The organism is Ideonella benzenivorans (assembly GCF_020387415.1).
Classification (GTDB): Bacteria; Pseudomonadota; Gammaproteobacteria; order Burkholderiales; family Burkholderiaceae_C; genus Ideonella; species Ideonella benzenivorans.
Genome location: NZ_JAGWCB010000007.1, coordinates 188,650 through 211,322, shown reverse-complemented (window position 1 = coordinate 211,322; position 22,673 = coordinate 188,650). Strand labels below are relative to the sequence as shown.

Here is a 22,673-nt window from a genome sequence, read left to right as displayed (position 1 = left end):
GCCGTGGCTCAGGGCTTCATCTTCTTGTCACGCACCCGTTGTGGTGCCGCCGCGCGGGCCAGGTTCTTGTAAGCCATGTAGCGTGGGCGCTCCACCCCCAGCGGCAAACGGATGGGCACCTCGCCCATCTTTTCGGTGCGGAACAGGTCGCCATCGCGCGGGAACTGGGGGGAGGTGCAGCCAAAGCACGGCACGCCTGCGCGCGTCTTGCTGCTGACGCCATTCCAGAGGTCGGCATTGCAGACCGCCTGGGTCAGCGGGCCCTGGCACCCCAGGTTGAAGAACAGGCAGGCCCGGCCACCGGGCTGGCTGTCCTCGATGTCGTACTCGTGGTATTCGTTGCGGGTGCAGCCCTGGTGCACCACGGTGCTGAAGTGCGAGGCCGGCCGGTTCAGGCCATCCAGCGGCAGCGGCAGGCCCAGCGCCAGCGTGGCCAGGGTCTGGGTCATGGTGTGCGGATGGGCCGGGCAGCCGGCCACATTGACCACCGGCCAGCCGCCGCGGGACCGCCAGTCGGCCGGCAACAGCCCGCCCGGCTGGGCATGGTCGAACTGCAGGCCGATGCAGTCCGAAGGGTTGGGCGGCGCGGCATGCACCCCGCCGAACGCGGCGCAGGTGCCCATGGCCACCACCACGTCGGCGCGAGCCGCCAGGTCGCGCACCAGGTCCATCTTGCCGCGGCCGCGGTAGGGGTCGTACAGCCCGGTGCCGCGTGGCGCGGTGACGATGCTGCCCTCGACGCACAGGATGTCCAGCGGCTGTTGGCCGGACAGGATGTCGTCAACCAGCCGGTCGAACCGGCGGGCGTGGCCATGCGACAGGGACGGATGCCACAGCAACTCGACGCCGCTGTCCTGCAGCAGCTGCTCCAGGCTGGGCGACTCGGCACTCAGGATGGCCAGGGAATCGCCGCCGCAGGCTCCGGTTTGAAGCCATAAGAGTGTCGCCATGGAATCCGCCCTGGGGAAAGTGACCGCGCCCCCGTTCACCAGGAAAGCGACTTCCTCGGACCGGGTCCTCATCCCTATTGTCGGCGTCCTGCGGCCGGTCTTGAACCGCCGCAGGATGGGGAAGACCCCCGGATTCTGGCAAACCCCGTCAGAAGGCGCGGCCCCAGGCCACGCCCAGGGTGTTTTCCTTCAGATGCACCTGGGCCTCGCCACCGCCGAAGGCGGTGGGCAGGGATTGCTGGCCCGCCACCGTGCGGTTGAAGGCATGGCCGTAGAAGGCGCTCCAGTTGTCCGCCCGGTTTGCCTTCCAGGTGAAGCCGACGGTCACATGGTGCTGCACCACGCCCGGCGCCAGGATGTTGAAGAAGGTCTCGCTGGCGGGCACGGGCTGGGTGGCGTGGCTGTAGCCGGCCCGCAGGGTCAGGTTCGGCTGCCATTGGTAGGCGGCCCCCAGCTTGATCACCTTCACATCCCGCCAGCCAAAGCCCGGCCCGTCCGAGGCGCCCAGCGGCACCCCGGCCGCCAGCCGGCTGAGCGGGTTGCCCACCGCGCCCACACGGCTGTACTGGATGACCTGGTAATCGGCCGCCAGGGTCCAGGCCTCGGTGGGCTGGTAGGCCAGGCCGACCCCGTAGTTGGCCGGGATGTCGAAGCCGCCCTGGTCGGCGAACAGGCCCTTGTACTTGTCAAAGCGGCCCGAGATCTTGGACGACCAGGTGGCCCCCACCCGCCATTGCGGGCTCAGTTGCCCGATCCAGCCCAGCCGCACGCCCACGCCGGTGGAGGTGTCGGTGCCCTGGTCGCTCAGCGCCTCCGGCGCGGCCGAGGCCGCCGCGAAGGGCCCGATGCCCTGGGCCGAGAAGCGCTGGTGGGCCAGGTTCAGCGCCAGGCTGACGGTATGGCTGTCATTGAGCCGATAGGCCACCGAGGGCGACACAAACAGCTGTTCGAGGTTGACCCCGGTGTGGCCGGTGACCCCGAAGGCCTCAAACGGGCTGTGGTTGTACTGGGTGTTCATCCCCCCATTGCCATAGACCGCCAGCCCCAGGCTGAGCCGGTCGTCCCACTGGTGCGTCCAGCCGAACTCGGGGATGAAGAAATGGGGCCGGCCATGCCTTCGGCCTGGACCCCGTAGCCGTGCGAGAAATAGCCGTTGGTGGCATGGGCCGCCAGCGGCAGACCGGCCGCCCCACCGATCAGCACGGACCACAAGGGCAGCGAAACACGGCGCAACATCAAGACATCCTTCGTTGATGAGACGGGGGCGCCGCCACCGTGTCAGACGATGTCATCCACCACGCCACCGTCCACCCGCAGCGCCGCGCCGGTGGTGGCCGAGGCCTGCGGCGAGCAGACGTACACCACCATCGCCGCCACCTCGTCGACCGTGGCGGCGCGCTGGATCACCGAGCTGGGCCGGTGCGCCCGCACGAAGCCGTCGAAGACGGCTTCCAGAGACTGGCCGCTGCGGGCCACCTCGTCCTTGAGCATCTCGGCCACGCCGTCCGACAGGGTCGGGCCGGGCAGCACGCTGTTGACCGTCACGCCGCTGCCCGCCACCCGCTTGGCCAGGCCGCGGGACAGCCCCAGCAGCGCCGTCTTGCTGACCCCGTAATGGATCATGTCGGCCGGGATGTTGCGGGCCGATTCCGAGGCGATGAACACCACCCGGCCCCAGCCCTGCCGCACCATGGCTGGCAGCAGCGCACGCGACAGGCGCACGCCCGACATCACGTTGGTCTGCCAGTAGCGCTCCCAGGTGGCGTCATCGGTCTCGAAGAAATCCTGCGGGCCGTAGATGCCGGCGTTGTTGACCAGGATGTCCACCTGCGGCACGGCGGCCAGCAGGGCTTCGGCGCCGGCGGCGTCGCTGAGGTCCGCCACCGCGCCGCGCAGCCGGGCGGTGGGCAACGCGGCCCGCAGGGCCTGCAGCGCGCGCTCCACCGTGGCGCTGCTGCGGCCCTGCACCACCACCTCGGCACCGCTTTCCGCCAGGCCCTGGGCGATGGCATGGCCGATGCCAGACGAAGAGGCCGTGACGAGGGCCACGCGGCCCGTGAGATCAATCTTCATGTGCATGCTCCTGAGAGGGGGAGTGTGACCTGACGCGAATAGCCCCGCTCACAGGGCCACCAGCCCCATTTGCTGCAGCAGGGTCAGGTTGTCCTCGAGATGCCAGTTTTCGGCAATGCGACCGTCCTGGACCCGGTAGATGTCGGTGGCGATGAAGTTCACCGCCTGCCCCTGCCCCTGGCGCCCCTGGAACCGACCGCTGAAGTGCCCGGTGAAACGCAGGTGCGACACGACCCGGTCACCGGCGACGATCATCTGTTCGATCTCGCAGCGCAGGTCCGGCACCGCCTGGCGAAAGCCCTCGGACGCGGCCAACGGCCCTGGCAGTCCCTGCGCCCGCCCGGGGGGCAGGGTGCGGTCCATGAAGTCCGGCGCCAGGGCCGCGCGGGCCAGCGCGGCGTCCCCGGTGGACCAGAAGGTGCCATAGCGGCGTGCCGCCAGGATCTCGCCCTGGGCCTGGACGGTGTCGAGGTGAGGATCCACCACCAGGGTGCGGGCCTGGATCAGCGCCTCCTCGGCGTGGACGGACCCCGCGACGGTCAACCAGGCCGCCAACCACCACGGTGACAAAGAACGGTGCATGTCGATGCGCTCCCAAGAGATGTTGCAAAGGCCGGGACCCGGCATGGACAGGCACTTTGATTTAACGTCTGCAACAGATAAAGCGCAGCCAATCTCAAATACTTTCTTGACGGACAGGAAAATGATCCGCATCGACGACCTGCAGGTCTTTGTCCAGACGGCGGAAGCGGGCAGCTTCTCGGCCGCCGCCCGACAGCTGGACCTGACCCCGGCACTGGCCAGCAGCGCGGTGCAGCGGCTGGAACGCGAGCTGGCGCTGCGCCTGTTCGTGCGCTCCACCCGCAGCATGCGGCTGTCGGACGAAGGCAGTCGCTACCTGCCCCATGCCCGTGGTGTGCTGGACGCCCTGGCGGCCGGCCGTGAGGCCCTGGACCAGGGACGCGCCGAGATCGGCGGGCCGCTGCGCCTGTCGGTGCCCTCCGACCTGGGGCGGCAGGTGCTGCTGCCCTGGCTGGACGACTTCCAGGCCCAGCACCCGCGTCTGCAGCTGCAGCTGCGCATCAGCGACCGCTTCACCGACCTGTTTCGCGCCACCGTGGACGCCGGCCTCCGCTACGGTGAGCTGCCCGACTCAGGCCTGGTCTCGCTGCCACTGGCGCCGGACAACCGGCGCATCGCCTGTGCCGCCCCGACCTACCTGGCCCGCCATGGCCGCCCGGCCACGCCGGCCGAGCTGAAGCAGCACAACTGCCTGCGCTACGTGATGGGGGACCACACCCACGAACGCTGGACCTTCCAGCTGCCCACGGCGCAAGGGGGGCCGCAGGCCGTGCCGGTGCGTGGCGACCGCATCAGCGACGATGGCGAGGTGGTGCGACGCTGGGCCCTGGCCGGCCACGGCGTCACCTACAAATCGGCCCTGGATGTGGCGGCCGACCTGCAGGCCGGCCGGCTGGTGGCGCTCTTTCCGCAGGCCTGGGGTGAGCCGGCCCCGCTGCAGATGGTCTGCCCCGACCGGGCCAGCCTGAGCCCGGCCCTGCAGCAGCTGCGGGACTTCCTGGTGGCACGTTGCCGGACGCTGGTGGAGCAGCTCCCGCTGGCTTAGCGGCAGGCGCCCGGTTCAGACCATGCCGCCGTTGGCGCGGATCACCTGCCCGTTGATCCAGCCGCCCTGCGGCCCGGCCAGGAAGGCCACCACCGCGGCAATGTCCTGCGGCGTGCCCAGGCGCTCCAGCGGGTTCATGCGGGCCAGGGTGTCGATCAGCTCGGGCGACTTGCCCTCCAGGAACAGCGCAGTGGCGGTGGGCCCCGGCGCCACCGCGTTGACCGTGATCGCACGGCCGCGCAGCTCGCGCGCCTGGATGGCGGTCAGGGCCTCGACCGCGGACTTGGTGGCGGCGTACAGGCCGTAGCGTTCCAGCCGCAGGCCGACCACGCTGCTGGAAAAGTTGATGATGCGCCCGCCGGTCCGCAGCCGGCGCCCGGCCTCGCGCATGCCGTGGAAGGTGCCGCGCAGGTTGACGGCCACCAGCCGGTCGAAGTCCTCGTCGCTGGCCTCGGTCAAGGGGGCCAGCGTCATCACCCCGGCGTTGTTGACCCACACGTCCACCCCGCCATAGGCCGCCTCGGCGGCGTCGAACAGCCGCCGCACGGCGGCCGCATCGCTCACATCGGCCTGGACGGCCAGGGCCTGCCCACCGGCGGTGGTGATCTGGCGCACCAGGCCGTCGGCCTCGTCGCGGTGGCCGGCGTAGTTGATGACCACCGCGAAGCCGTCGGCGGCCAGGCGCTGGGCGATGGCGGCCCCGATGCCGCGCGATCCACCGGTCACGATGGCCACCGGCTGGGCCTGTGAAAGTTCATTCATGGGTTGGCTCCTGTCATCCGCTCGATCAGCGTGGGTTCACTGTAGGCATTCGCTCCATCCGGATAAACAAGCCAGAATCGGCATCACCATTCGCAATTCCGAACAATCAACAGCCCATGGACCGCTTCGATGCCATGCGCGTCTTCACGCGCATCGTGGAATGCCGCAGCTTCACCCGCGCAGCCGCCGATCTGAACCTGCCCCGGGCCACGGTGACCGAGGCCATCCAGGCGCTGGAGGCGCGTCTGGGTGTGCGGCTGTTGCAGCGCACCACCCGCCAGGTGGCGCCCACGCTGGAGGGCGAGGCGTTCTACAGCCGCTGCCTGCAGCTGATCGCCGAGGTGGAGGACGCGGAAAACGCCTTCTCCACCGGCCAGCCGCGGGGCCGCCTGCGCATCGAGGTCCATGGCACGATGGCCCGTCTGCTGTTGTGCCCCAGGCTGCCCGAGTTCCTGACCCGCTACCCCGAGATCGCGCTGGACATCAGCGAGGGCGACCGCTTCGTCGACCTGGTGCGGGAGGGGGTGGACTGCGCGATCCGCATCGGCCCGCTGCGCGACAGCGAACTGGTCGCCCGGCGCCTGACCCTGCTGCCGGAGGTCACCTGCGCCTCGGCGGACTACTGCGCCCGCCACGGTGTGCCGCGCCAGCTGGACGATCTGCAGGCCGGCCACACGATGGTTGGGTTCCAGTCCTCGGCCCTGGGCGCGGTGCTGCCGCTGGTGTTCAGCGTCGGCGGTGCCCTGCAGCAGGTGTCTCTGCCGACCCGCTTGCGCGTCAGCGGCGCGGAGGCCTACGCCGGCGCGGCACTGGCGGGGCTGGGCATCATCCAGGCGCCGCGCTACCGGCTGCAGGACGATCTGGCGGCCGGCCGCCTGGTCGCGCTGCTGGAGGACTGCCCCCCGCCGCCCCTCCCGGTGTCGCTGGTCCACGCCCGCGGCCGGCTGCCCTCCCCGCGCCTGCGGGCCTTCATCGACTGGGTGAGCGGGGTGTTCTGACCGGCGCCTGGGCCACCTCGGCCGTCAGCGCCAGGGCCGGCGGCTCCATCTCAGCCTCAGCGCCACCTTCCGTGGGCGGCACCCAGTCGGCCCAATCCGCCCCGAACAGCTCCTCGGGGTGCTGGGTGCGGTCCGATCCATTGCCGCAGGCCATGGACTGGGCGGGGCAGTAGCGGTCGCATCCCCAGCAGGTGCGTTCGGGATGTGCCGGGTGCAGAGGGAATCGCTTGGCCATGCGCTCAGTGTCGGCGGGCTCCCCCAACCGGGGCTTGACCGGGCGCAGGCGACGGGAAGAGAGGCACCAGTCCAGGGCAGTGCGGCCGTCCCGCCGCGCGCTGCCGGTGCATGTCGGGCCGTTGGGGCCGGTTCCCGGTCCCTTGAGGCTTGGCACCAGACTTGCTTGGGATGGCGCGTGGTTCCTGCAGCAGCGTCGTTGCACGAGCCCACCGCTAACGACGGCGGTTTTCTGTTGGCGTCCGGCCTGGCCGGCGCTTCCCATCCAGTTCCCACGGAGCGCAACATGAAGATCGTCGTCGCCGGCCACGGCATGGTCGGCCATAAATTTCTCGAAAGCCTCGCTGAGACCGGCCTGACGGACGTGCAGGTCACCGTCCTGTGCGAGGAACCCCGTCCGGCCTACGACCGGGTCCACCTTTCCGAGTTCTTCGCCGGCAAGTCCGCCCAGGACCTGTCGTTGATCGAGCCCGGCTTCTTCGAGCGCACCGGCTTCGACCTGCGCCTGGCCGCCCGCGCCGCCGCGGTGGATCGCCGGGTGCGCACCGTCACCACCGCCGATGGCGAGGTGCTGCCCTACGACGTGCTGGTGCTGGCCACCGGCTCCGTGCCCTTCGTGCCCCCCATCGCCGGCCGCGAGCGTCCCCACTGCTTCGTCTACCGCACCATCGAGGACCTGGAGGCCATGCAGGCGGCCGGCGCCAAGGCCCGGCGCGGCGTGGTGGTGGGCGGTGGCCTGCTGGGCCTGGAATGCGCCAAGGCCCTGCGTGACCTGGGCCTGGAAACCCATGTGGTCGAGTTCGCCCCGCGTCTGATGGCGGTGCAGGTGGACGAGGGCGGTGGCCGCATCCTGCGCGAGAAGATCGAGGCCCTGGGCGTGCACGTGCACACCCGGCGCAGCACCACCCAGATCACCGACGGCGCCGAGCACCGCCACCGCATGGTGTTCGAGGACGGCAGCCACCTCGAGACCGACCTGATCGTCTTCTCCGCCGGCATCCGGCCGCGCGACGAACTCGCCCGCCAATGCGTGCTGGCCATCGGCCCGCGCGGCGGCGTGGTGATCGACGACCACTGCCGCAGCAGCGACCCGCATGTCTACGCCATCGGCGAATGCGCGTCCTGGAACGAACAGACCTTCGGCCTGGTGGCCCCAGGCTACGAGATGGCGCGCGTGGCCGCGCGCCACATCGCCGGCGAGGCCTCGGCCGCCTTCGCAGGCGCCGACATGAGCACCAAGCTCAAGCTGATGGGTGTGGACGTGGCCAGCATCGGCGATGCCCACGGCAATACGCCGCACTGCCGCAGCTTCTCCTTCACCGACGAACTGAACGGCGTCTACAAGAAGATCGTCGTCAGCGGGGACGGCCGCCAGCTGTTGGGCGCGGTGCTGGTGGGCGACGCCGCCGAGTACGGCACCCTGCTGCAGATGGCCTTGAACGGCATCGCCCTGCCCGAGCACCCTGAATCGCTGATCCTGCCGGCCAGCGACGGCCAGGCCAAGGCCGGCCTGGGCGTGGACGCCCTGCCCGACAGCGCCCCCATCTGCTCCTGCAACAATGTCAGCAAGGGCCAGATCGCCGAGGCCGTGGCCGGCGGCGCCACCAGCATCGCCGCGCTCAAGGCCTGCTGCAAGGCTGGCGCCACCTGCGGCGGCTGCGTGCCCCTGGTGACCCAGGTGATGAAGGCCGAGATGGCCAAGCGCGGCATGGCGGTGGACAACCACCTGTGCGAGCACTTTGCCTACTCGCGCCAGGAGCTGTTCCACCTGATCCGCGTCGGCCAGATCAAGACCTTCGAGGAGTTGCTGACCCAGCACGGCCAGGGCCTGGGCTGCGACATCTGCAAGCCCACCGCCGCCTCGATCCTGGCCTCGGTCTGGAACGACTTCGTGCTCCAACCCGAACTGGCCGCTCTGCAGGACAGCAACGACTACTTCCTGGGCAACATCCAGAAGGATGGCAGCTACTCGGTGGTGCCGCGCATGCCAGGCGGCGAGGTGACGCCCGAGGGCCTGATCGCCGTGGGCCAGGTGGCCAAGAAGTACGGCCTGTACACCAAGATCACCGGCGGCCAGCGGGTCGACCTGTTCGGCGCCCGCGTCGAGCAACTGCCGCTGATCTGGGAGGAGCTGATCGCCGCCGGCTTCGAGAGCGGCCATGCCTATGGCAAGAGCCTGCGCACCGTGAAGAGCTGCGTGGGCAGCACCTGGTGCCGCTACGGGGTGGACGACAGCACTGGCCTGGCCATCGCGCTGGAGAACCGCTACAAGGGCCTGCGCGCACCGCACAAGATCAAGTTCGGCGTCTCGGGCTGCACCCGCGAATGCGCCGAGGCCCAGAGCAAGGACGTGGGCATCATCGCCACCGACAAGGGCTGGAACCTCTATGTCTGCGGCAATGGCGGCATGAAGCCGCGCCACGCCGAGCTGATCGCCAGCGACCTGACCCAAGACGCGTTGATTCGCCTGATCGACCGCTTCCTGATGTTCTACGTGCGCACCGCCGACCGCCTGCAGCGCACCAGCACCTGGCGCGACAACCTGGAGGGAGGCCTGGACTACCTGAAGGGCGTGCTGCTGCGCGACACGCTGGGGCTGGCCGCCGAGCTGGAGGCCCAGATGCAGCACGTGGTGGACACCTACCAGTGCGAATGGAAGACCGCCGTCACCACGCCCGCCGTGCGCCAGCGCTTCCGCAGCTTCGTCAACAGCGCGCAGCCCGACGAGCACATCGTGTTCGTGCAGGAACGCGGCCAGATCCGCCCGGCCCGCCCGGAGGAGCGCACGGACGCTTCGACCAACACCACCACCGATGCCACCGCCTGACCCGCTTCGGAGACCTGTCCCATGAACACCACCGTCTCGAACTGGACCGCGGTCTGCGCGGTCGAGGACATCCTGCCCAACACCGGCGTCTGCGCCCGGGTGGACGACCACCAGGTGGCCATCTTCCGCATCGGCCAACACGAGTTCCATGCCATCGACAACGTGGACCCCAAGTCCGGCGCCAGCGTGCTCTCGCGCGGGCTGGTGGGCAACCTGGGCGAGCACCTGGTCGTCGCCTCGCCGCTCTACAAGAACCACATCGACCTGCGCAGCGGCGAATGCCTGGAATCGCCCGACTGGTCGGTGCGCACCTACGGCGTACGGGTGGAGGATGGTCAGGTGCTGGTGAACACCGACGCACACTGACGGTTCCACGCGGCACCCAACTTGCAGACAATCGAGGGAAGCTTCCGTTTGTCTGCCCATGCCGCTGCCTGCCTCCCGTTTTCTTCTGCGCGCCAAGCAACTGGAGATCGAATCCGTCCGCAACCTGGCCAGCCGGGCCGAGCTGGCCACCACGGTCGGCCAGCTGGTGCAGGTGCTGCAGCGCGAACGCGGCGCCAGCACCGTCTTCCTGGCCTCGCAGGGCCAGCAACTGGCCGACCTGAGGGACCAGGCCCGCGAGATGGCCCAGCCGCTGGCCGACCGGTTGCGCGCGCAGTTCGACGAACAGCTGCAGCCCAACCGCTGCGCCACCGCCCGCATCATGGCCCTGACGGCCTGGGTGCTGATGGACCTGACCGCGCTGGACACGCTGCGCCAGCAGGTGGACCAGGCCCAGATCGGGGCCCTGGACTGCATCGCCGCCTTCAGCCGCATCATCGCCGGCCTGGTCGAGCTGGTGGCCCAGCTGGCCGACCCGACCATCCACCCCGGGGTCTCGCGCCGGCTGGTGGCCTATGTGCACCTGGTGCAGGGCAAGGAAGCCGCCGGCCAGGAGCGGGCGCTGGGCGGCCTGCTGTTCGCCTCCGGCCTGGCCAGCGACCCGCAGCAACAACGCCTGGCCCACCTGATCGAGGCCCAGGACCGCAACCTGACCGTGTTCGCCGAATTCGCCGACGACGGCCTGAAGGCGCAATGGGACCGGCTGCAGCTCACCCCCCAAGTGGCCCAGCTGGAACGCCTGCGGCGCACGCTGTGCAGCGCCCGGCCCGGCACGGCCCTGGACACCGAGCTCACCAACCGCTGGTTCGACATCACCAGCGAACGCATCACCGACCTCTGGCAGCTGGAGACCGAACTGGTCCAGGGCCTGCGCTTCTATTGCGCCAACCAGCTGGAAACCCTGGAGCAGGAGTTGGCCGACACCGAAGGGTTGATGCAGCGCCTGCGCGAACACCCGCCCGCCCATGCCGACGCGGTGAGCGCCTTCTTCAGCCAGGACGAGCCACCGCCCCGAGCCCCCACCCTGCCCGCCGCCGACACGCAGGCGCTGTCCTCGATGGTCGAGCAGCTGCAGGCCCAGGGCGCCCGCCTGGCCCGCATGGAGATCGAGCTGGAAGCCGCCAAGCGGGCGCTGCACGAACGCAAGGTCATCGAACGGGCCAAGGGCGTGCTGATGGCCCGCCTGGGCATGACCGAGGAAACCGCCTTCCGCACGCTGCAGAAGACCGCGATGGACCAGAACCGCCGCCTGCTGGACATCGCCGAGGCCACCCTGGCCCTGCCCGATCTGGCCTTTGCCCGCCCCGCGGGCGACCCCACTGCGCACTGAAGGCCTCGGTGCCGCCACCCTCATGACTCAGGAACTGCGCGTCTCGATCGGCCAGCACTCGCTGGCCGGCCGCAAACCCATCAACCAGGACAGCCACGGCGTGCGCGTCCCCACCGGCGAGGCCCTGGCCAGCCATGGCATCACGCTGGCGCTGGCCGACGGGCTGAGCGGCAGCCCGGTCAGCCACCAGGCCAGCGCGCAGGCTGTGCAGGGTTTTCTGCAGGCCTACTACCAAGTGGACCACCCGGCCAGCGTCGAGCAAGCGGCCCGGCCGGTGCTGGAGGAACTGAACCAACGCCTGTACGCCCAGACGCAAAGCCTGGGCGCGCAGGCCGACCCGCGCAAGGGCCAGGTCTGCGCCTTCAGCGCGCTGATCCTGCGGGGGCGCGAAGGCCACCTGCTGCATGTGGGCGACTGCCGCATCTACCGGCTGCAGGCCCAGACGCTGGAGCCGCTGACGCAGGACCACCGGGTGCGCGGCCCCGCGGTGCTGGGCTACCAGGGCCGTGCGCTGGGCCTGGACGCCACGGTGGCGGTGGACGACCGCCACTGGCCGCTGGCCCAGGGCGAGGTCTACCTGCTGACCACCGAAGGGGCCTACGAGTACCTGAACGCCGCCGACGTGCAGGCGGCGCTGGCCCGTCACCCCGACCAACTGGACGCCGCCGCCTCCACCCTGGCGGCGATGGCGCTGGAGCGCTGCAGCCAGGACAACATCACCGTGCTGCTGGTGCGCATCGACGCCCTGCCGCCCGGCACCGACGCACCGCGCCAGGACGACAGCCACCTGCCCTGCCCGCCGCCGCTGCAGGCCGGCATGTCGTTCGAGGGCTGCACCCTGGTGCGCGAGCTGCACCACAGCGCCCGCAGCCAGGTCTGGCTGGCGGTGGACGGCGCACAGGGCGAGACCCTGGCGCTGAAGGTGCCGGCCCCGGCGCTGCAGCAGGACCTGGCCGCCCTGGCCCGCTTCCAGCATGAGGAATGGGTGGCGCGCCGGATCGACAACCCGCATGTGCGCAAGCCCGCCGCCAGCGAACGCCCGCACCGCTACCTGTGCGTGGCGCTGGCCTATGTGGAAGGCCAGACCCTGGCCCAGTGGATGGCCGACCACCCCCGCCCCGAGCTGGACGCCGTGCGCCAGCTGGTGATGCAGATCGCCCGTGGCCTGCAGGCCTTCCATCGGCGCGGCCTGCTCTATGGCGGGCTCAGCCCGGACAACGTGCTGATCGACCGCACCGGCACCGTGCAGCTGATCGACTTTGGCGCCGTGCGCGCCTTCGGCCTGGCCGAAGACAGCGCCCCCTCGCCCGACGCCGCCAGCGCCTCGCCCTACAGCGCGCCCGAGTGCGGGGCCGGCGGCGCCCCCGGGCCGCAGGCTGACCTGTTCGCGCTGGCGGTGCTGACCTACCAGATGCTGAGCGGCCAGCTGCCCTACCCGGCCACCGGCGCCACGCCCCCCAGCCCGGCCGACTGGCGCCACCGCCGCGCGGTGCCGCTGCGGGCGCACCGGCCGGACCTCCCGGCCTGGCTGGAGGCGGTGCTGAACCGCGCCCTGCAGCCCCAGCCGCAGCGCCGCCCCGAACTGCTGTCCGAGTTCACCCATGCCCTGACGGCCCCCGGCCCGGCGGTGAGCGAGCCCCGCCCGCTGCCGCTGATCGAACGCCACCCGGTGCGCTTCTGGCAGACCGTCAGCGCGGTCCTCGGCCTGCTGGTGATCGGGCTCACCGCCGCCCTGCTGCGCTGAGTCCTTATTCAGATAGCCATCTAAACAAATAGAAATTCAGAACTTCCCCGTCTGATTCAAGCTGTCTAGACTGGCTCTCCAGCCTCACCAGAAGGCGTTTTGCCCCACCTGGCACGGCCCCTGATCCGGGGCTTGTTGCCCGGACGGCCTTTGTGTCCGTGATCCAACTCGACAGCCTGACCAAGCGCTACGCCAGCCCGCGTGGCGCCTCCGCCCCACCCACCCTGGCCCTCGACCAGGTTTCCTTGACCGTCCCCGCCGGCGAAATCTTTGGCGTCATCGGCCGCTCCGGCGCCGGCAAAAGCACTCTGATCCGCAGCATCAACCTGCTGGAGCGTCCGGACAGCGGCACCGTGCGCGTGGGCGACATCGACCTGACCGCCCTGTCGGCCCGCGAACTGCAACGCCAGCGCCAGCGCATCGGCATGGTGTTCCAGCACTTCAACCTGCTGCAGTCGCGCACCGTGGCCGGCAATGTGCGCTTCCCGATGGAGCTGGCCGGCGGCCGCAGCGCCGCCCAGATGGACGCCCGGGTGGACGAGCTGCTGGCCCTGGTGGGCCTGAGCGAACAGCGGGACCGCCACCCCGCGCAACTCTCCGGCGGGCAGAAGCAGCGGGTCGGCATCGCCCGCGCCCTGGCCAATCAACCCGAGGTGCTGCTGTGCGATGAAGCCACCTCCGCGCTGGACCCGGAAACCACCGAACAGATCCTGACCCTGCTGGGCGACATCAGCCGCCGGCTGCGGCTCACCATCCTGCTCATCACGCACGAGATGCACGTCATCCACGCCCTGTGCGACCGGGTGGCCGTGCTGGAGCGCGGCCGCATCGTCGAGCAGGGCCCGGTGATCGACGTCTTTCTGCATCCGCGCCACACCACCACACGCGCTCTGCTGGCCAACGCCGGCTTCCTGCTCGACGAGGGGGATGCCCCCGACTCCGGGCGGCCGGTGCTGCAACTGACCGCCATTGGCGACGCCGCGCGCCAGCCCCTGCTGGAGACCCTGCGCGACAGCACCGGCCTGCGGGTGAACCTGCTGGAAGGCCGACTGACCCGCCTCAAAGGCATCCCGGTGGCCCGGCTGCGCGCCGAGGTGCTGGCCACCGACGTGGCGCTGCGCGAACTGCCAGCCCGGGTCGCGGCGCTGGGGGCCGAAGCCGAATGGCTCTCCCCGCCGCAAGACGCACCGCAGCGTGAGGAGGCCTGCGCATGAACGAGCTGAACTGGGCCGCCTTCGCGACCATCGACTGGCCCGAGATCGGCACGGCCGGCCTCGACACCCTGACCATGCTGGGCCTGGCCCTGGCGTTCACGGTGCTGATCGGCCTGCCACTGGGCGTGTTGCTGTACCTCACCGCGCCGGGCGCGCTGCTGGCCCGCCCGCGCCTGTACGCGGCGCTGTCGCTGGCCATCAACCTGCTGCGCTCGCTGCCCTTCATCATCCTGCTGATCGTGATGATCCCGCTCACGCTGCGCCTGGTGGGCACCTCGCTGGGCGTGGCCGGGGCCATCCCGCCGCTGGTGGCCGCCGCCGCGCCGTTCTTTGCCCGCCTGGCCGAGAACACCTTGCGCGAGGTGGACCCTGGCGTGGTGGAAGCCAGCCAGGCCATGGGCGCCCGCCTGCACCAGCTGGTCTTCAAGGTGCTGCTGCCCGAGGCTCTGCCCGGCCTGATCGGCGCCAGCACCGTGACCGCCGTGGCCCTGGTGTCCTACACCGCCATGTCCGGCGTGATCGGCGGCGGCGGCCTGGGCGACCTGGCCGTGCGCTACGGCTACCAGCGCTTCCAGACCGAGGTCATGGTCGTCACCGTGGCCCTGATGCTGGTGCTGGTGCAAGTCCTCCAGACCCTCGGCGACCGGCTGGTCCGCCGATGTCGCACCCGCTGAGCGGCCGCCAGAGCCGCCAGCGTTTCCTCCCCCCCACCTCGGACCGAGGGTGACGTGGCCGATGGCCACCCGCCCGGGGGGTTTTCGTCCCTGCCTTTCAACCCCTCTGCTCTGACAAGGAGTTCTTCATGACCGTTTTCACCCGTCGCGCCCTGGTGGCCGCCCTGTTGCCGCTGGCTGCGGCGTCCGCCTGGGCCCAGAACGTCAAGCTGACCGTGGCCGCCTCGCCCGTGCCGCACGCGGAGATCCTGGAACAGCTCAAGCCGCGCCTGGCCAAACAGGGCGTGGACCTGGACATCAAGGTCTTCAACGACTACGTGCAACCCAATGTGCAGGTCGAGGAAAAGCACCTGGACGCCAACTACTTCCAGCACGTGCCCTACCTGGACAGCTTCAACAAGAGCCGCAGCACCCACCTGGTGGTGGTGGGCCAGCCGGTGCACATCGAGCCCTTCGCGGCCTATTCGGTCAAGCACAAGAAGGTGTCTGAGCTGCCGGACGGCGCCACCGTGGCCCTGCCCAACGACCCCACCAACGCCGGCCGCGCGCTGCTGCTGCTGGCCGCCAACGGGCTGGTCACGCTGAAGGACCCGGCCAACATCCTGGCCACACCCAAGGACGTGGTGGGCAACCCCAAGCACCTGAAGTTCCGTGAACTGGAAGCCGCCACCCTGCCGCGCGTGCTGCCCCAGGTGGACCTGGCGCTGATCAACACCAACTACGCGCTGGAGGCCAAGCTCTCGCCGCGCAAGGATGCGCTGTTCATCGAGAAGACCTCGCCCTACGCCAACGTGCTGGTCGCCCGGCCGGACAACAAGAACAGCGCCGCGCTGCAAAAGCTCAACGCCGAGCTGCACAGCGCCGAGACGCGCCAGTTCATCGAGCAGAAGTACCAGGGCGCGGTGGTGCCGGCGTTCTGAGGGCCTGTGCCCGTGTAGTCCGGGCCCCACCTACTGTCGAGGCACGGAGGGTTTAACCCACCGTGCCTCGGCGTATCCTCTGCGAGCCCAGTGGTGGGCGACAGAGCAGGCATCCAAGCCGACCACTCAGGGAGGCAGCGCCGAGACCAGGGCCTGCAGCCTATTGCGCTGCACCGCCGGTCGTACCAGTTCAGGACGTCCGGCCTCGTTGATGCCGTGCACGGCGAACTGAGTCGCCCCGGGTTTCGCGGAGGCCAGTAGGTTTAAGTCAGACGGTCGCGGTCTGACCAGTGCGTTGTCGAAGGTGATGGGGCTTCGGTGCGCCTGTAGCCCAGCGGGTTCACCTGGTGGTGGTGGTTGAACAGCCTTCTGTTCCGGGCGTCCACCTACGTACAACGCGGTACATGCAATGATATTCGACGAAGTGCTGGGCGAACGCCTATTTTCGTGCCAACTGTTGATTTACAATTGAACAATCAAGTTTTTGAAAACCTATTAAAAAGGGAGGGCCGGTGTTCTTTCGAAATGGTGATGCAGAGTATTTCACACTGACTTTTCACCCGCAAAATAATAGTCAATCAATTATATTTAGGCTTAATAAAATACAGATTTATTTCTCCAACAAGTTACTGCCTTTCATATTTTACTCTAGCATCTTCTCCTTTTTAGCAAACTTAACAGGCGCACTGCTTCAAATTACCAATCCCGCTTATGCCGAAGAAACTGCAATAGAAACTGCAGTTTTGGCTATTGCCTGCATTGCAAGCGGCGCGGCATTTCTAGAAGTTGCATTCTTTTTTTGGATGAGGAAATGCGGCGAAAAAACCAAGCCGGAAGAAATGTCTTCAGCAGAGATCAGGCCAAGGAAATCGTTGCAAACATATCTCACCTTTCTGCTATGCATGACAACGCCGCTTCTCGGCCTCCTCGCGTTGCCGGGAGGCATGGGGCGGACCTGGAGTGAAATGCACGACATGGGGCCGCTGCTTCTTTTCATGCTCTGCCAACTTTTAGCAGCTTTTTTGGCTCTTGCAGTGATTCTCCTGCGGCGTATTTTTCTTCTGGCCAATTATCAGGCGCCGGGTGATTGAGCGCTCTGCGAAGAATTCGGTGAATGCAGGTGGCCTGGTCAGGCCTGAGCGCCGCTCCAATGCCTCGGCCAGCGATGCGCGCCTGGTCGAGGAGCGCGGTGAGCACGCGGGTCTGGCTGGTGAAGCCGTCGGTGAACCAACGGCCGTCTCACGCGGGATCCAACAGGCATCCCTGCCTGTCCCCACCCAAGGCCTTCACCCCACCGCAAACCACCCCGCCACCGCCGCCGGCGCGCTGGGGAAATAGGCGTGCAGAAAGCTGGCCTGCAGGCGTCCCTGGCGGTAGACGGCCTCGGGTCGGCCGTGCTGGCGCTGGGCCCGGGTCTGGGCGATCGGTGTCAGCGGGCTCTCAAAAGTGGCGTGGTGGAAGGTGTGGCCCCGCACCGGGCCTTCGGGCAGATCCACTGACTGCAGGCCCAGGTTGACCAGCCGCGGGCGCATGCAGGCTTCGCCGGGCAGCAGGCCCCAGCCGGCATGGCGCACGCCCTGCGCGTCGGTCAGGCCGTCGGCCAGCGCCAGCATGCCGCCGCATTCGGCCACCAGCGGCCGGCCGGCGGCGCAGTGGGCCGCCAGGCTGTCGCGCACGCCGTGCTGGGCGGCCAGCGTGGCGGCATGCAGCTCCGGGTAGCCGCCGGGCAGGTAGACCGCGGTGGCGCCGGTGGGCACCGGCTCGCCGGCCAGCGGGGAGAAGAAGCAGATGCCGGCGCCCAGGCGCTGCAGCACGTCCACATTGGCGGGGTACAGGAAGGCGAAGGCCGCGTCGCGGGCGATGGCGATGCACTGGCCGGCCAGCGGGGCGGCGGCATAGACGGCCGCGTCCGGGTCGGGTGCGGGCGGCGCCCAGTCCACCACGGGCGGCAAGGGCAGGTCCAGCGCGGCCAGGGCATCGGCGGCCCGGTCCAGCCGGGCGTCCAGGTCGGCCAGCTCGTCGGCCTGCACCAGGCCCAGATGGCGGGAGGGCAGCTCAAAGCCCGCCTCGCGCGGCAGCGCGCCGTACCAGGTCAGGCCGGGCGGCAGGCTCTCGCGCAGCATCTGCGCATGGCCGGGGCTGCCCACCCGGTTGGCCAGCACGCCGCTGAACGGCAGGCCCGGCCGGTATTGCTGCAGGCCCAGCGCCAGCGCGCCAAAGGTCTGGGCCATCGCGGCGGCTTCCACCACGGCCAGCACGGGCAGATCGAAGGTCTGGGCCAGGTCGGCGCTGCTGGGGGTGCCGTCAAACAGGCCCATCACGCCTTCCACCAGCACGATGTCATTGCGCTGCGCCGCCTCGGCCAGCAGGCGGCGGCAGTGGGCCTCGCCGCCCATCCACAGGTCCAGCTGCCAGCAAGGCTGACCGCTGGCGCGGGCATGGATCATCGGGTCCAGAAAGTCCGGCCCGGTCTTGAACACCCGCACCCGCCAGCCCTGGCGGCGCCACAGGCGGGCCAGCGCGGCGGTCACGGTGGTCTTGCCCTGGCCAGAGGCCGGGGCGCTGACCATCAGTGCGCGGCAGGCGGCCACCGGGCTCAGTCCTTGTTGGACACGCCGGCCGACTCGAAGCTGGCCATCTCGTTGAGGAAGGCCACCGCGGCGCGCACCAGGCCATAGGCCAGCACCGCGCCCGTGCCTTCGCCCAGGCGCAGGTCCAGCATCATCAGCGGCTGGGCCTGCATGGCCTGCAGCATGGCCTGGTGGCCGCGCTCGGCCGACTGGTGGGCGAACACCGCGTACTGCAGCACGGCCGGCGCCAGGCGCGAGGCCACCAGCATCGCGCTGCTGGTGATGAAGCCGTCGACCAGCACCAGCATGCCGGCTTCGGCCGCGCCCAGCATGGCGCCGGCCATCATCGCGATCTCGAAACCGCCGTACTCGGCCAGCGCCTGCAGCGGCTGGTCGCGCAGCGCGCCGGTGCGGGCCGCCGCGCGGGCCAGCACCGCCTGCTTGCGCTGCAGACCGGCCTCGTCCACCCCGGTGCCGCGGCCGGTGGCCACGTCCAGCGGCACGTCGGCCAGCTTGTGCAGCAGCAGCGAGGCCGCGCTGGTGTTGGCAATGCCCATCTCGCCGAAGGCCAGCACGTTGCAGCCCTGCTCGCGGGCCTGACGGGCCATGGCGCGGCCGGTCTCCAGCGCCTGCACGGCCTGGGCCAGCGTCATCGCGGGCTGCACCGCGCTGTTGGCGGTGCCCGGGGCGATCTTGGCGTGCACCAGGCCCGGCAGGCCACCGAAGTCGTGGTTCACGCCGGCATCCACCACCTGCACCGACAGGCCCTGGTCACGGGCCAGCACGTTGACGGCGGCCCCGCCGGCCAGGAAGTTCATCACCATCTGCCAGGTCACGTCCTGCGGATAGGCGCTGACACCTTCCAGCGCGATGCCGTGGTCGCCGGCGAACACCAGCACGCGCGGCTGCGACAGGCGCGGCGTCAGCGTCTGCTGCACCCGGCCGATCTGGAAGGCCAGCGACTCCAGCCGGCCCAGCGCGCCCAGCGGCTTGGTCTTGGTGTCGATCTTGTGCTGCAGCGCGGCGTCCAGCGCGCTGGGCAGGGCGGGGATCTCAACGTGGAAGGTGGTCATGGTGTGTGGTTCTCGGTGAGCGGTGATTCAGTATTCGATGCCGGCCTGGGCGCGGATGCCCTGCTTGAAGGCGTGCTTGACGACCTTGAGCTCGCTGACGGTGTGGGCGGCGTCCAGCAGGGCCGCGGGGGCGCCGCGCCCGGTGACGACCACATGCTGCCCGGCCGGGCGGGCGGCCAGGTCGGCCAGCACGGTGGCCACCGGCAGGTAATCGTGCGCGAGCACGATGTTGAGTTCGTCCAGCACCACCAGCGCGATGTCCGGACGCTGCAGCAGGCCGCGGGCGATGGCCCAGCCGGCCTCGACACGCGCGATGTCACGGGCGCGGTTCTGGGTCTCCCAGGTGAAGCCTTCGCCGGTGACGTGGAACTCGACCTCGTCGGGGAAGCGGCGGAAGAAGCGCTCCTCCCCGGTCGGGATGGCGCCCTTGATGAACTGCACCACGCCCACCTTGCCGCCATGCCCCAGCGTGCGGGCCACCATGCCGAAGGCCGAGCTGCTCTTGCCCTTGCCGGGGCCGGTCAGCACCAGCAGCAGGCCGGCGTCCTGGTCGGCGCGGGCGATGCGGGCATCGACCGCGGCCTTGTGGCGCTGCATCTTGGCCTGGTGGCGGGCCTCGGTGGCGGCGGGGTCGGTCGGGGTGTCGTGGTCCGGCATCGGGGGCTTTCAGGCGGGCAGCCACCAGATGTGGCCGTCCATTTCACGGCGGCGCAGGGGGTGGTCGAAGGCGGCGGAGAGCGTGTCCTCGCGCATCACCTCGGCCACCGGCCCCGCCAGCGCCGGCCCGCCCTGCCCGTCCAGCAGCAGGGCATGGGTGGCCACGCGCTGCGCCAGGCTCAGGTCGTGGATGGAGACGATCAGCGCCCGGCGGCCGCTGCGCACGTCCTCGCCCAGCAGGTCCAGCATGCGCAGCTGCTGCGCCAGGTCCAGGTGGGCCAGCGGTTCGTCCAGCAGCGCCAGCGGCGGGTCCTGGGTCAGCAGCGTGGCCAGCGCCACGCGCTGGCGTTCACCACCGGACAGGGTGGTCACGTCGCGCGCCTCCCAGCCGGCCAGGCCGACCCGGGCCAGCGCGGCGCGGGCCAGGGCCTCGTCGGTCTCGCCCTCCCAGTGCCAGCGCGACAGGTGCGGGTGCCGGCCCTGCAGCACCACGTCCAGCACCGGCGCCGGAAAGGCGTCCACCACCTGCTGGGGCACGTAGCCGCGCCAGCAGGCCAGCGCGCCCAACGGCCAGGCCGCCAGCGGCTGACCGGCGACGGCCAGCGTGCCCACGGCCGGCGCGCGGGCCCCGGCCAGCGTGTGCAGCAGTTGGGTTTTGCCGGCGCCATTGCGCCCCAGCAGCGCCCAGCACTGGCCGGGCTGCACCGCCAGCGTCAGGCCGCGCAGCAACCAGCGCGGGGCCTCACCCCGGGCCCCCGGCACCTGCACGCCCAGGCCCTGGGCCGCCAGCAAGGGCGCGCCGGGCACGGCCTGCAGCGCCCGGCTCATGCCCGCCCCCGCCGCGTCAGCAGCACGATGAAGGTGGGCGCGCCCACCAGGGCGGTGATGACGCCCACCGGCAGTTGCAGCGGGTCGGCCAGGGTGCGGGCCAGGGTGTCGGCGGCCAGCAGAAAGGCGGCCCCGGTCAGCGCGCTGGCCGGCAGCAGCAGGCGCTGGTCGTTGCCCAGCAGCAGGCGCAATGCGTGCGGCACCACCAGGCCGACGAAACCGACCGAGCCGGCGACGGTGACGGCGGTGGCCGCGGCCGCCGAGGCGCACAGATAGATCAGCGCCCGCACCCGCCGCACCGGCACACCCAGCATCTGCGCCGGGCCCGGGCCGCGCAGCAGCAGGTTCAGATCGCGCCCGAAGGGCAGCAGCAAGGCCAGCAGCAGCACCGGCAGCAGCAGCACGGTGGCCGGCACATCCGCGCCGGAGAGGTCGCCCATCATCCAGAACAGCATGCCGCGCAGTTGTTCATTGGGGGCCAGGCTCAGCACCAGGCTGACGCCGGCCATGGCCATGGAGGACAGCATCACGCCGGTCAGCAGCAGGCGCGGCGTGCTGTCCTGGCTGCTGGTGGCCTCCAGCCGGCCCAGGTCGTGCCGGGCCAGCAGGAACACGATGGCGATGGCCGCCAGCGCGCCCACGAACGCCCCGGCCTGCACCGCCAGAAAACTGCAGCCCAGCGCCAGCATCAGCAAGGCGCCCAGCGCGGCCGTGCCCGACAGGCCCAGCACATACGGATCGGCCAGCGGGTTGCGCAGCAGCACCTGCATCAAGGCCCCGGACAAGGCCAGCAAGGCGCCGGTGCTGAGCGCCGCCAGCGCGCGCGGCAGGCGCAGCCGGTGCAGGATCTCCGAGGCGGTGCTGTCGTCGGGCGACAGCAGCAGGCGCGGCAGGTCGGCCCAGGACAGCGCATCGCTGCCGCTGGCCAGCGACCAGACCAGCACCAGCACGCCAAGTGCGAGCAGCGCGCCGCAGACGGCCAGGGCGCGCGCCAGGGTGACGGGACGGTGAAGGATCATCGGCTATCGGCTTGGGCCAGCCAGCGCACCGGGGCGTCCAGCCGGAATTGCAGGGTCACCGCCACAGTGGCGGACACGGCCTGGCCCGCATGGCGCGCGGGCTCGAAGCGCCACTGGCGCACCGCGTCCCGCGCGGCCACGTCCAACAGCATCACGCCGGAGCGGCGGTCCCAGCGCACGCTGGTCACGTGGCCCAGCGCATCCACGTCCACCGCCAGGCGGACCGAGCCTTCCAGGCCGTCCTCGCGGGCGGCCTCCGGGTAGGCGGGCAGCGGGTTACCCGCCAAGGCACGCGGTGGATGGGACACCGGCGCCGCCACCGAGGCCGGCGCGGCCATGGCCACGGCGGTGGTGCCACCCTGCGAGGCGGCGGGCGATGTCTGCGGACCGGCGCCCGGCGCCCCCGCCGTCGCCAGCGGGGGCTGGTCGTGGCTCGGGCCCACGGGGGCCGAAGACCGGGTGGCGGCAGGCACCGACAGCGAGGGCGTGGTCGAGGGCGCCACCGTGCGACCGGCCCGGTGGGCTGGCGCAGGGGCCGGCACCGCCGGCGCTGCGGGCACCGGCAAAGCGGCCGCCACCGGCCAACTCAGCATCACCAGCTGGCCGACCCGCTCCGGGGCCGCCGCGGCCGGGGGCGCCGCCCGCAGGCCCAGCCACCAGGCGGCCACGGCCACGCCGTGCAACGCCAACACCGCCAACACCCCGCCCGCACGCGGCAGCCCGACGCGCCGCCAGCGCGGGGGCTCGGTGGGCGGGCGCAGGGTCATGGTCGGTGCTCCCGTGCTCCGT

At 70.4% G+C, this 22,673-nt stretch carries 23 protein-coding genes; 10 read left to right on the top strand and 13 right to left on the bottom strand.

The genetic code is table 11. The features are described 5' to 3' along the window. Window positions 1–8 precede the first annotated feature (8 nt). The 5 genes from KGA65_RS04005 to KGA65_RS03985 form a co-directional block, all read right to left on the bottom strand. Entirely contained in the window at window positions 9–950 is a 942-nt protein-coding gene (locus tag KGA65_RS04005; RefSeq protein ID WP_225861850.1) for an NADH-quinone oxidoreductase subunit B family protein, read from the bottom strand. A gap of 148 nt (window positions 951–1,098) precedes the next feature. Continuing rightward, window positions 1,099–1,992: an OmpP1/FadL family transporter gene (locus tag KGA65_RS04000; RefSeq protein ID WP_255650444.1), complete on the bottom strand. Its 894-nt coding sequence runs from the start codon at window positions 1,990–1,992 to the stop codon at window positions 1,099–1,101. Further along, entirely contained in the window at window positions 1,965–2,186 is a 222-nt protein-coding gene (locus tag KGA65_RS03995) for a hypothetical protein (RefSeq protein WP_225862193.1), read from the bottom strand. The genes KGA65_RS04000 and KGA65_RS03995 overlap by 28 nt, the downstream gene beginning before the upstream one ends. A gap of 42 nt (window positions 2,187–2,228) precedes the next feature. Then, window positions 2,229–3,023 (bottom strand): SDR family NAD(P)-dependent oxidoreductase, encoded by a 795-nt coding sequence (locus tag KGA65_RS03990; protein WP_225861849.1) that lies wholly within the window; start codon window positions 3,021–3,023, stop codon window positions 2,229–2,231. Between the two features lie 48 nt (window positions 3,024–3,071). Further along, complete coding sequence (locus tag KGA65_RS03985; protein ID WP_225861848.1) at window positions 3,072–3,605, bottom strand: ester cyclase; 534 nt, start codon at window positions 3,603–3,605, stop codon at window positions 3,072–3,074. A gap of 121 nt (window positions 3,606–3,726) precedes the next feature. Here KGA65_RS03985 and KGA65_RS03980 point away from each other — a divergent pair, with 121 nt between their 5' ends. Further along, window positions 3,727–4,650 (top strand): LysR family transcriptional regulator, encoded by a 924-nt coding sequence (locus KGA65_RS03980; RefSeq protein WP_225861847.1) that lies wholly within the window; start codon window positions 3,727–3,729, stop codon window positions 4,648–4,650. A gap of 15 nt (window positions 4,651–4,665) precedes the next feature. Here KGA65_RS03980 and KGA65_RS03975 read toward each other — a convergent pair whose 3' ends face one another. Further along, window positions 4,666–5,412, bottom strand: coding sequence for an SDR family oxidoreductase (locus tag KGA65_RS03975; protein ID WP_225861846.1), 747 nt, complete (start codon window positions 5,410–5,412; stop codon window positions 4,666–4,668). A 116-nt stretch (window positions 5,413–5,528) separates the two neighbouring features. On the opposite strand from KGA65_RS03975, the gene KGA65_RS03970 reads away from it, so the two are divergent. Beyond that, window positions 5,529–6,410: a LysR family transcriptional regulator gene (locus KGA65_RS03970; RefSeq protein ID WP_225861845.1), complete on the top strand. Its 882-nt coding sequence runs from the start codon at window positions 5,529–5,531 to the stop codon at window positions 6,408–6,410. Here KGA65_RS03970 and KGA65_RS03965 read toward each other — a convergent pair. Then, complete coding sequence (locus KGA65_RS03965; protein WP_225861844.1) at window positions 6,382–6,645, bottom strand: DUF3079 domain-containing protein; 264 nt, start codon at window positions 6,643–6,645, stop codon at window positions 6,382–6,384. The genes KGA65_RS03970 and KGA65_RS03965 overlap by 29 nt on opposite strands. 285 nt (window positions 6,646–6,930) lie before the next feature. Here KGA65_RS03965 and nirB point away from each other — a divergent pair, with 285 nt between their 5' ends. From nirB to KGA65_RS03920, 8 genes are all read left to right on the top strand, one after another. Continuing rightward, a complete protein-coding gene (nirB, locus tag KGA65_RS03960; protein ID WP_225861843.1) occupies window positions 6,931–9,471 on the top strand; it encodes a nitrite reductase large subunit NirB in 2,541 nt (846 codons plus the stop codon). Between the two features lie 21 nt (window positions 9,472–9,492). Continuing rightward, window positions 9,493–9,837 carry a nitrite reductase small subunit NirD gene (gene nirD / locus KGA65_RS03955; protein WP_225861842.1) on the top strand — a complete coding sequence of 115 codons (345 nt, stop codon included), beginning with the start codon at window positions 9,493–9,495 and terminating at the stop codon, window positions 9,835–9,837. A 58-nt stretch (window positions 9,838–9,895) separates the two neighbouring features. Continuing rightward, entirely contained in the window at window positions 9,896–11,185 is a 1,290-nt protein-coding gene (locus KGA65_RS03950) for a nitrate- and nitrite sensing domain-containing protein (RefSeq protein WP_225861841.1), read from the top strand. A 22-nt stretch (window positions 11,186–11,207) separates the two neighbouring features. Then, on the top strand, window positions 11,208–12,929 hold the full coding sequence (locus KGA65_RS03945; protein ID WP_225861840.1) for a bifunctional protein-serine/threonine kinase/phosphatase: 1,722 nt from the start codon (window positions 11,208–11,210) through the stop codon (window positions 12,927–12,929). Between the two features lie 158 nt (window positions 12,930–13,087). Further along, entirely contained in the window at window positions 13,088–14,143 is a 1,056-nt protein-coding gene (locus KGA65_RS21025) for a methionine ABC transporter ATP-binding protein (protein ID WP_310740935.1), read from the top strand. Beyond that, a complete protein-coding gene (locus KGA65_RS03930; protein ID WP_225861839.1) occupies window positions 14,140–14,817 on the top strand; it encodes a methionine ABC transporter permease in 678 nt (225 codons plus the stop codon). Before KGA65_RS21025 ends, KGA65_RS03930 begins: the two co-directional genes overlap by 4 nt. A gap of 128 nt (window positions 14,818–14,945) precedes the next feature. Continuing rightward, the gene (locus KGA65_RS03925; protein ID WP_225861838.1) at window positions 14,946–15,737 is read left to right on the top strand and encodes a MetQ/NlpA family ABC transporter substrate-binding protein; all 792 of its coding nucleotides are present in this window, start codon (window positions 14,946–14,948) and stop codon (window positions 15,735–15,737) included. 512 nt (window positions 15,738–16,249) lie between these two features. Next, window positions 16,250–16,828: a hypothetical protein gene (locus tag KGA65_RS03920; protein WP_225861837.1), complete on the top strand. Its 579-nt coding sequence runs from the start codon at window positions 16,250–16,252 to the stop codon at window positions 16,826–16,828. A gap of 195 nt (window positions 16,829–17,023) precedes the next feature. Here the strand turns inward: KGA65_RS03920 and KGA65_RS03915 are convergent, their stop codons facing one another. From KGA65_RS03915 to KGA65_RS03890, 6 genes are read right to left on the bottom strand one after another with little or no spacing between them, the layout of a single operon-like run. Continuing rightward, complete coding sequence (locus KGA65_RS03915) at window positions 17,024–18,328, bottom strand: cobyrinic acid a,c-diamide synthase CobB (protein ID WP_225861836.1); 1,305 nt, start codon at window positions 18,326–18,328, stop codon at window positions 17,024–17,026. A gap of 5 nt (window positions 18,329–18,333) precedes the next feature. Then, window positions 18,334–19,380 carry a nicotinate-nucleotide--dimethylbenzimidazole phosphoribosyltransferase gene (gene cobT, locus KGA65_RS03910; RefSeq protein WP_225861835.1) on the bottom strand — a complete coding sequence of 349 codons (1,047 nt, stop codon included), beginning with the start codon at window positions 19,378–19,380 and terminating at the stop codon, window positions 18,334–18,336. A gap of 27 nt (window positions 19,381–19,407) precedes the next feature. Continuing rightward, entirely contained in the window at window positions 19,408–20,037 is a 630-nt protein-coding gene (gene cobO / locus KGA65_RS03905; protein WP_225861834.1) for a cob(I)yrinic acid a,c-diamide adenosyltransferase, read from the bottom strand. 9 nt (window positions 20,038–20,046) lie between these two features. After that, complete coding sequence (locus KGA65_RS03900; RefSeq protein WP_225861833.1) at window positions 20,047–20,865, bottom strand: ABC transporter ATP-binding protein; 819 nt, start codon at window positions 20,863–20,865, stop codon at window positions 20,047–20,049. Next, complete coding sequence (locus tag KGA65_RS03895) at window positions 20,862–21,884, bottom strand: FecCD family ABC transporter permease (protein ID WP_225861832.1); 1,023 nt, start codon at window positions 21,882–21,884, stop codon at window positions 20,862–20,864. The genes KGA65_RS03900 and KGA65_RS03895 overlap by 4 nt, the downstream gene beginning before the upstream one ends. Further along, complete coding sequence (locus KGA65_RS03890; RefSeq protein ID WP_225861831.1) at window positions 21,881–22,651, bottom strand: energy transducer TonB; 771 nt, start codon at window positions 22,649–22,651, stop codon at window positions 21,881–21,883. Before KGA65_RS03890 ends, KGA65_RS03895 begins: the two co-directional genes overlap by 4 nt. Window positions 22,652–22,673: the final 22 nt, after the last annotated feature.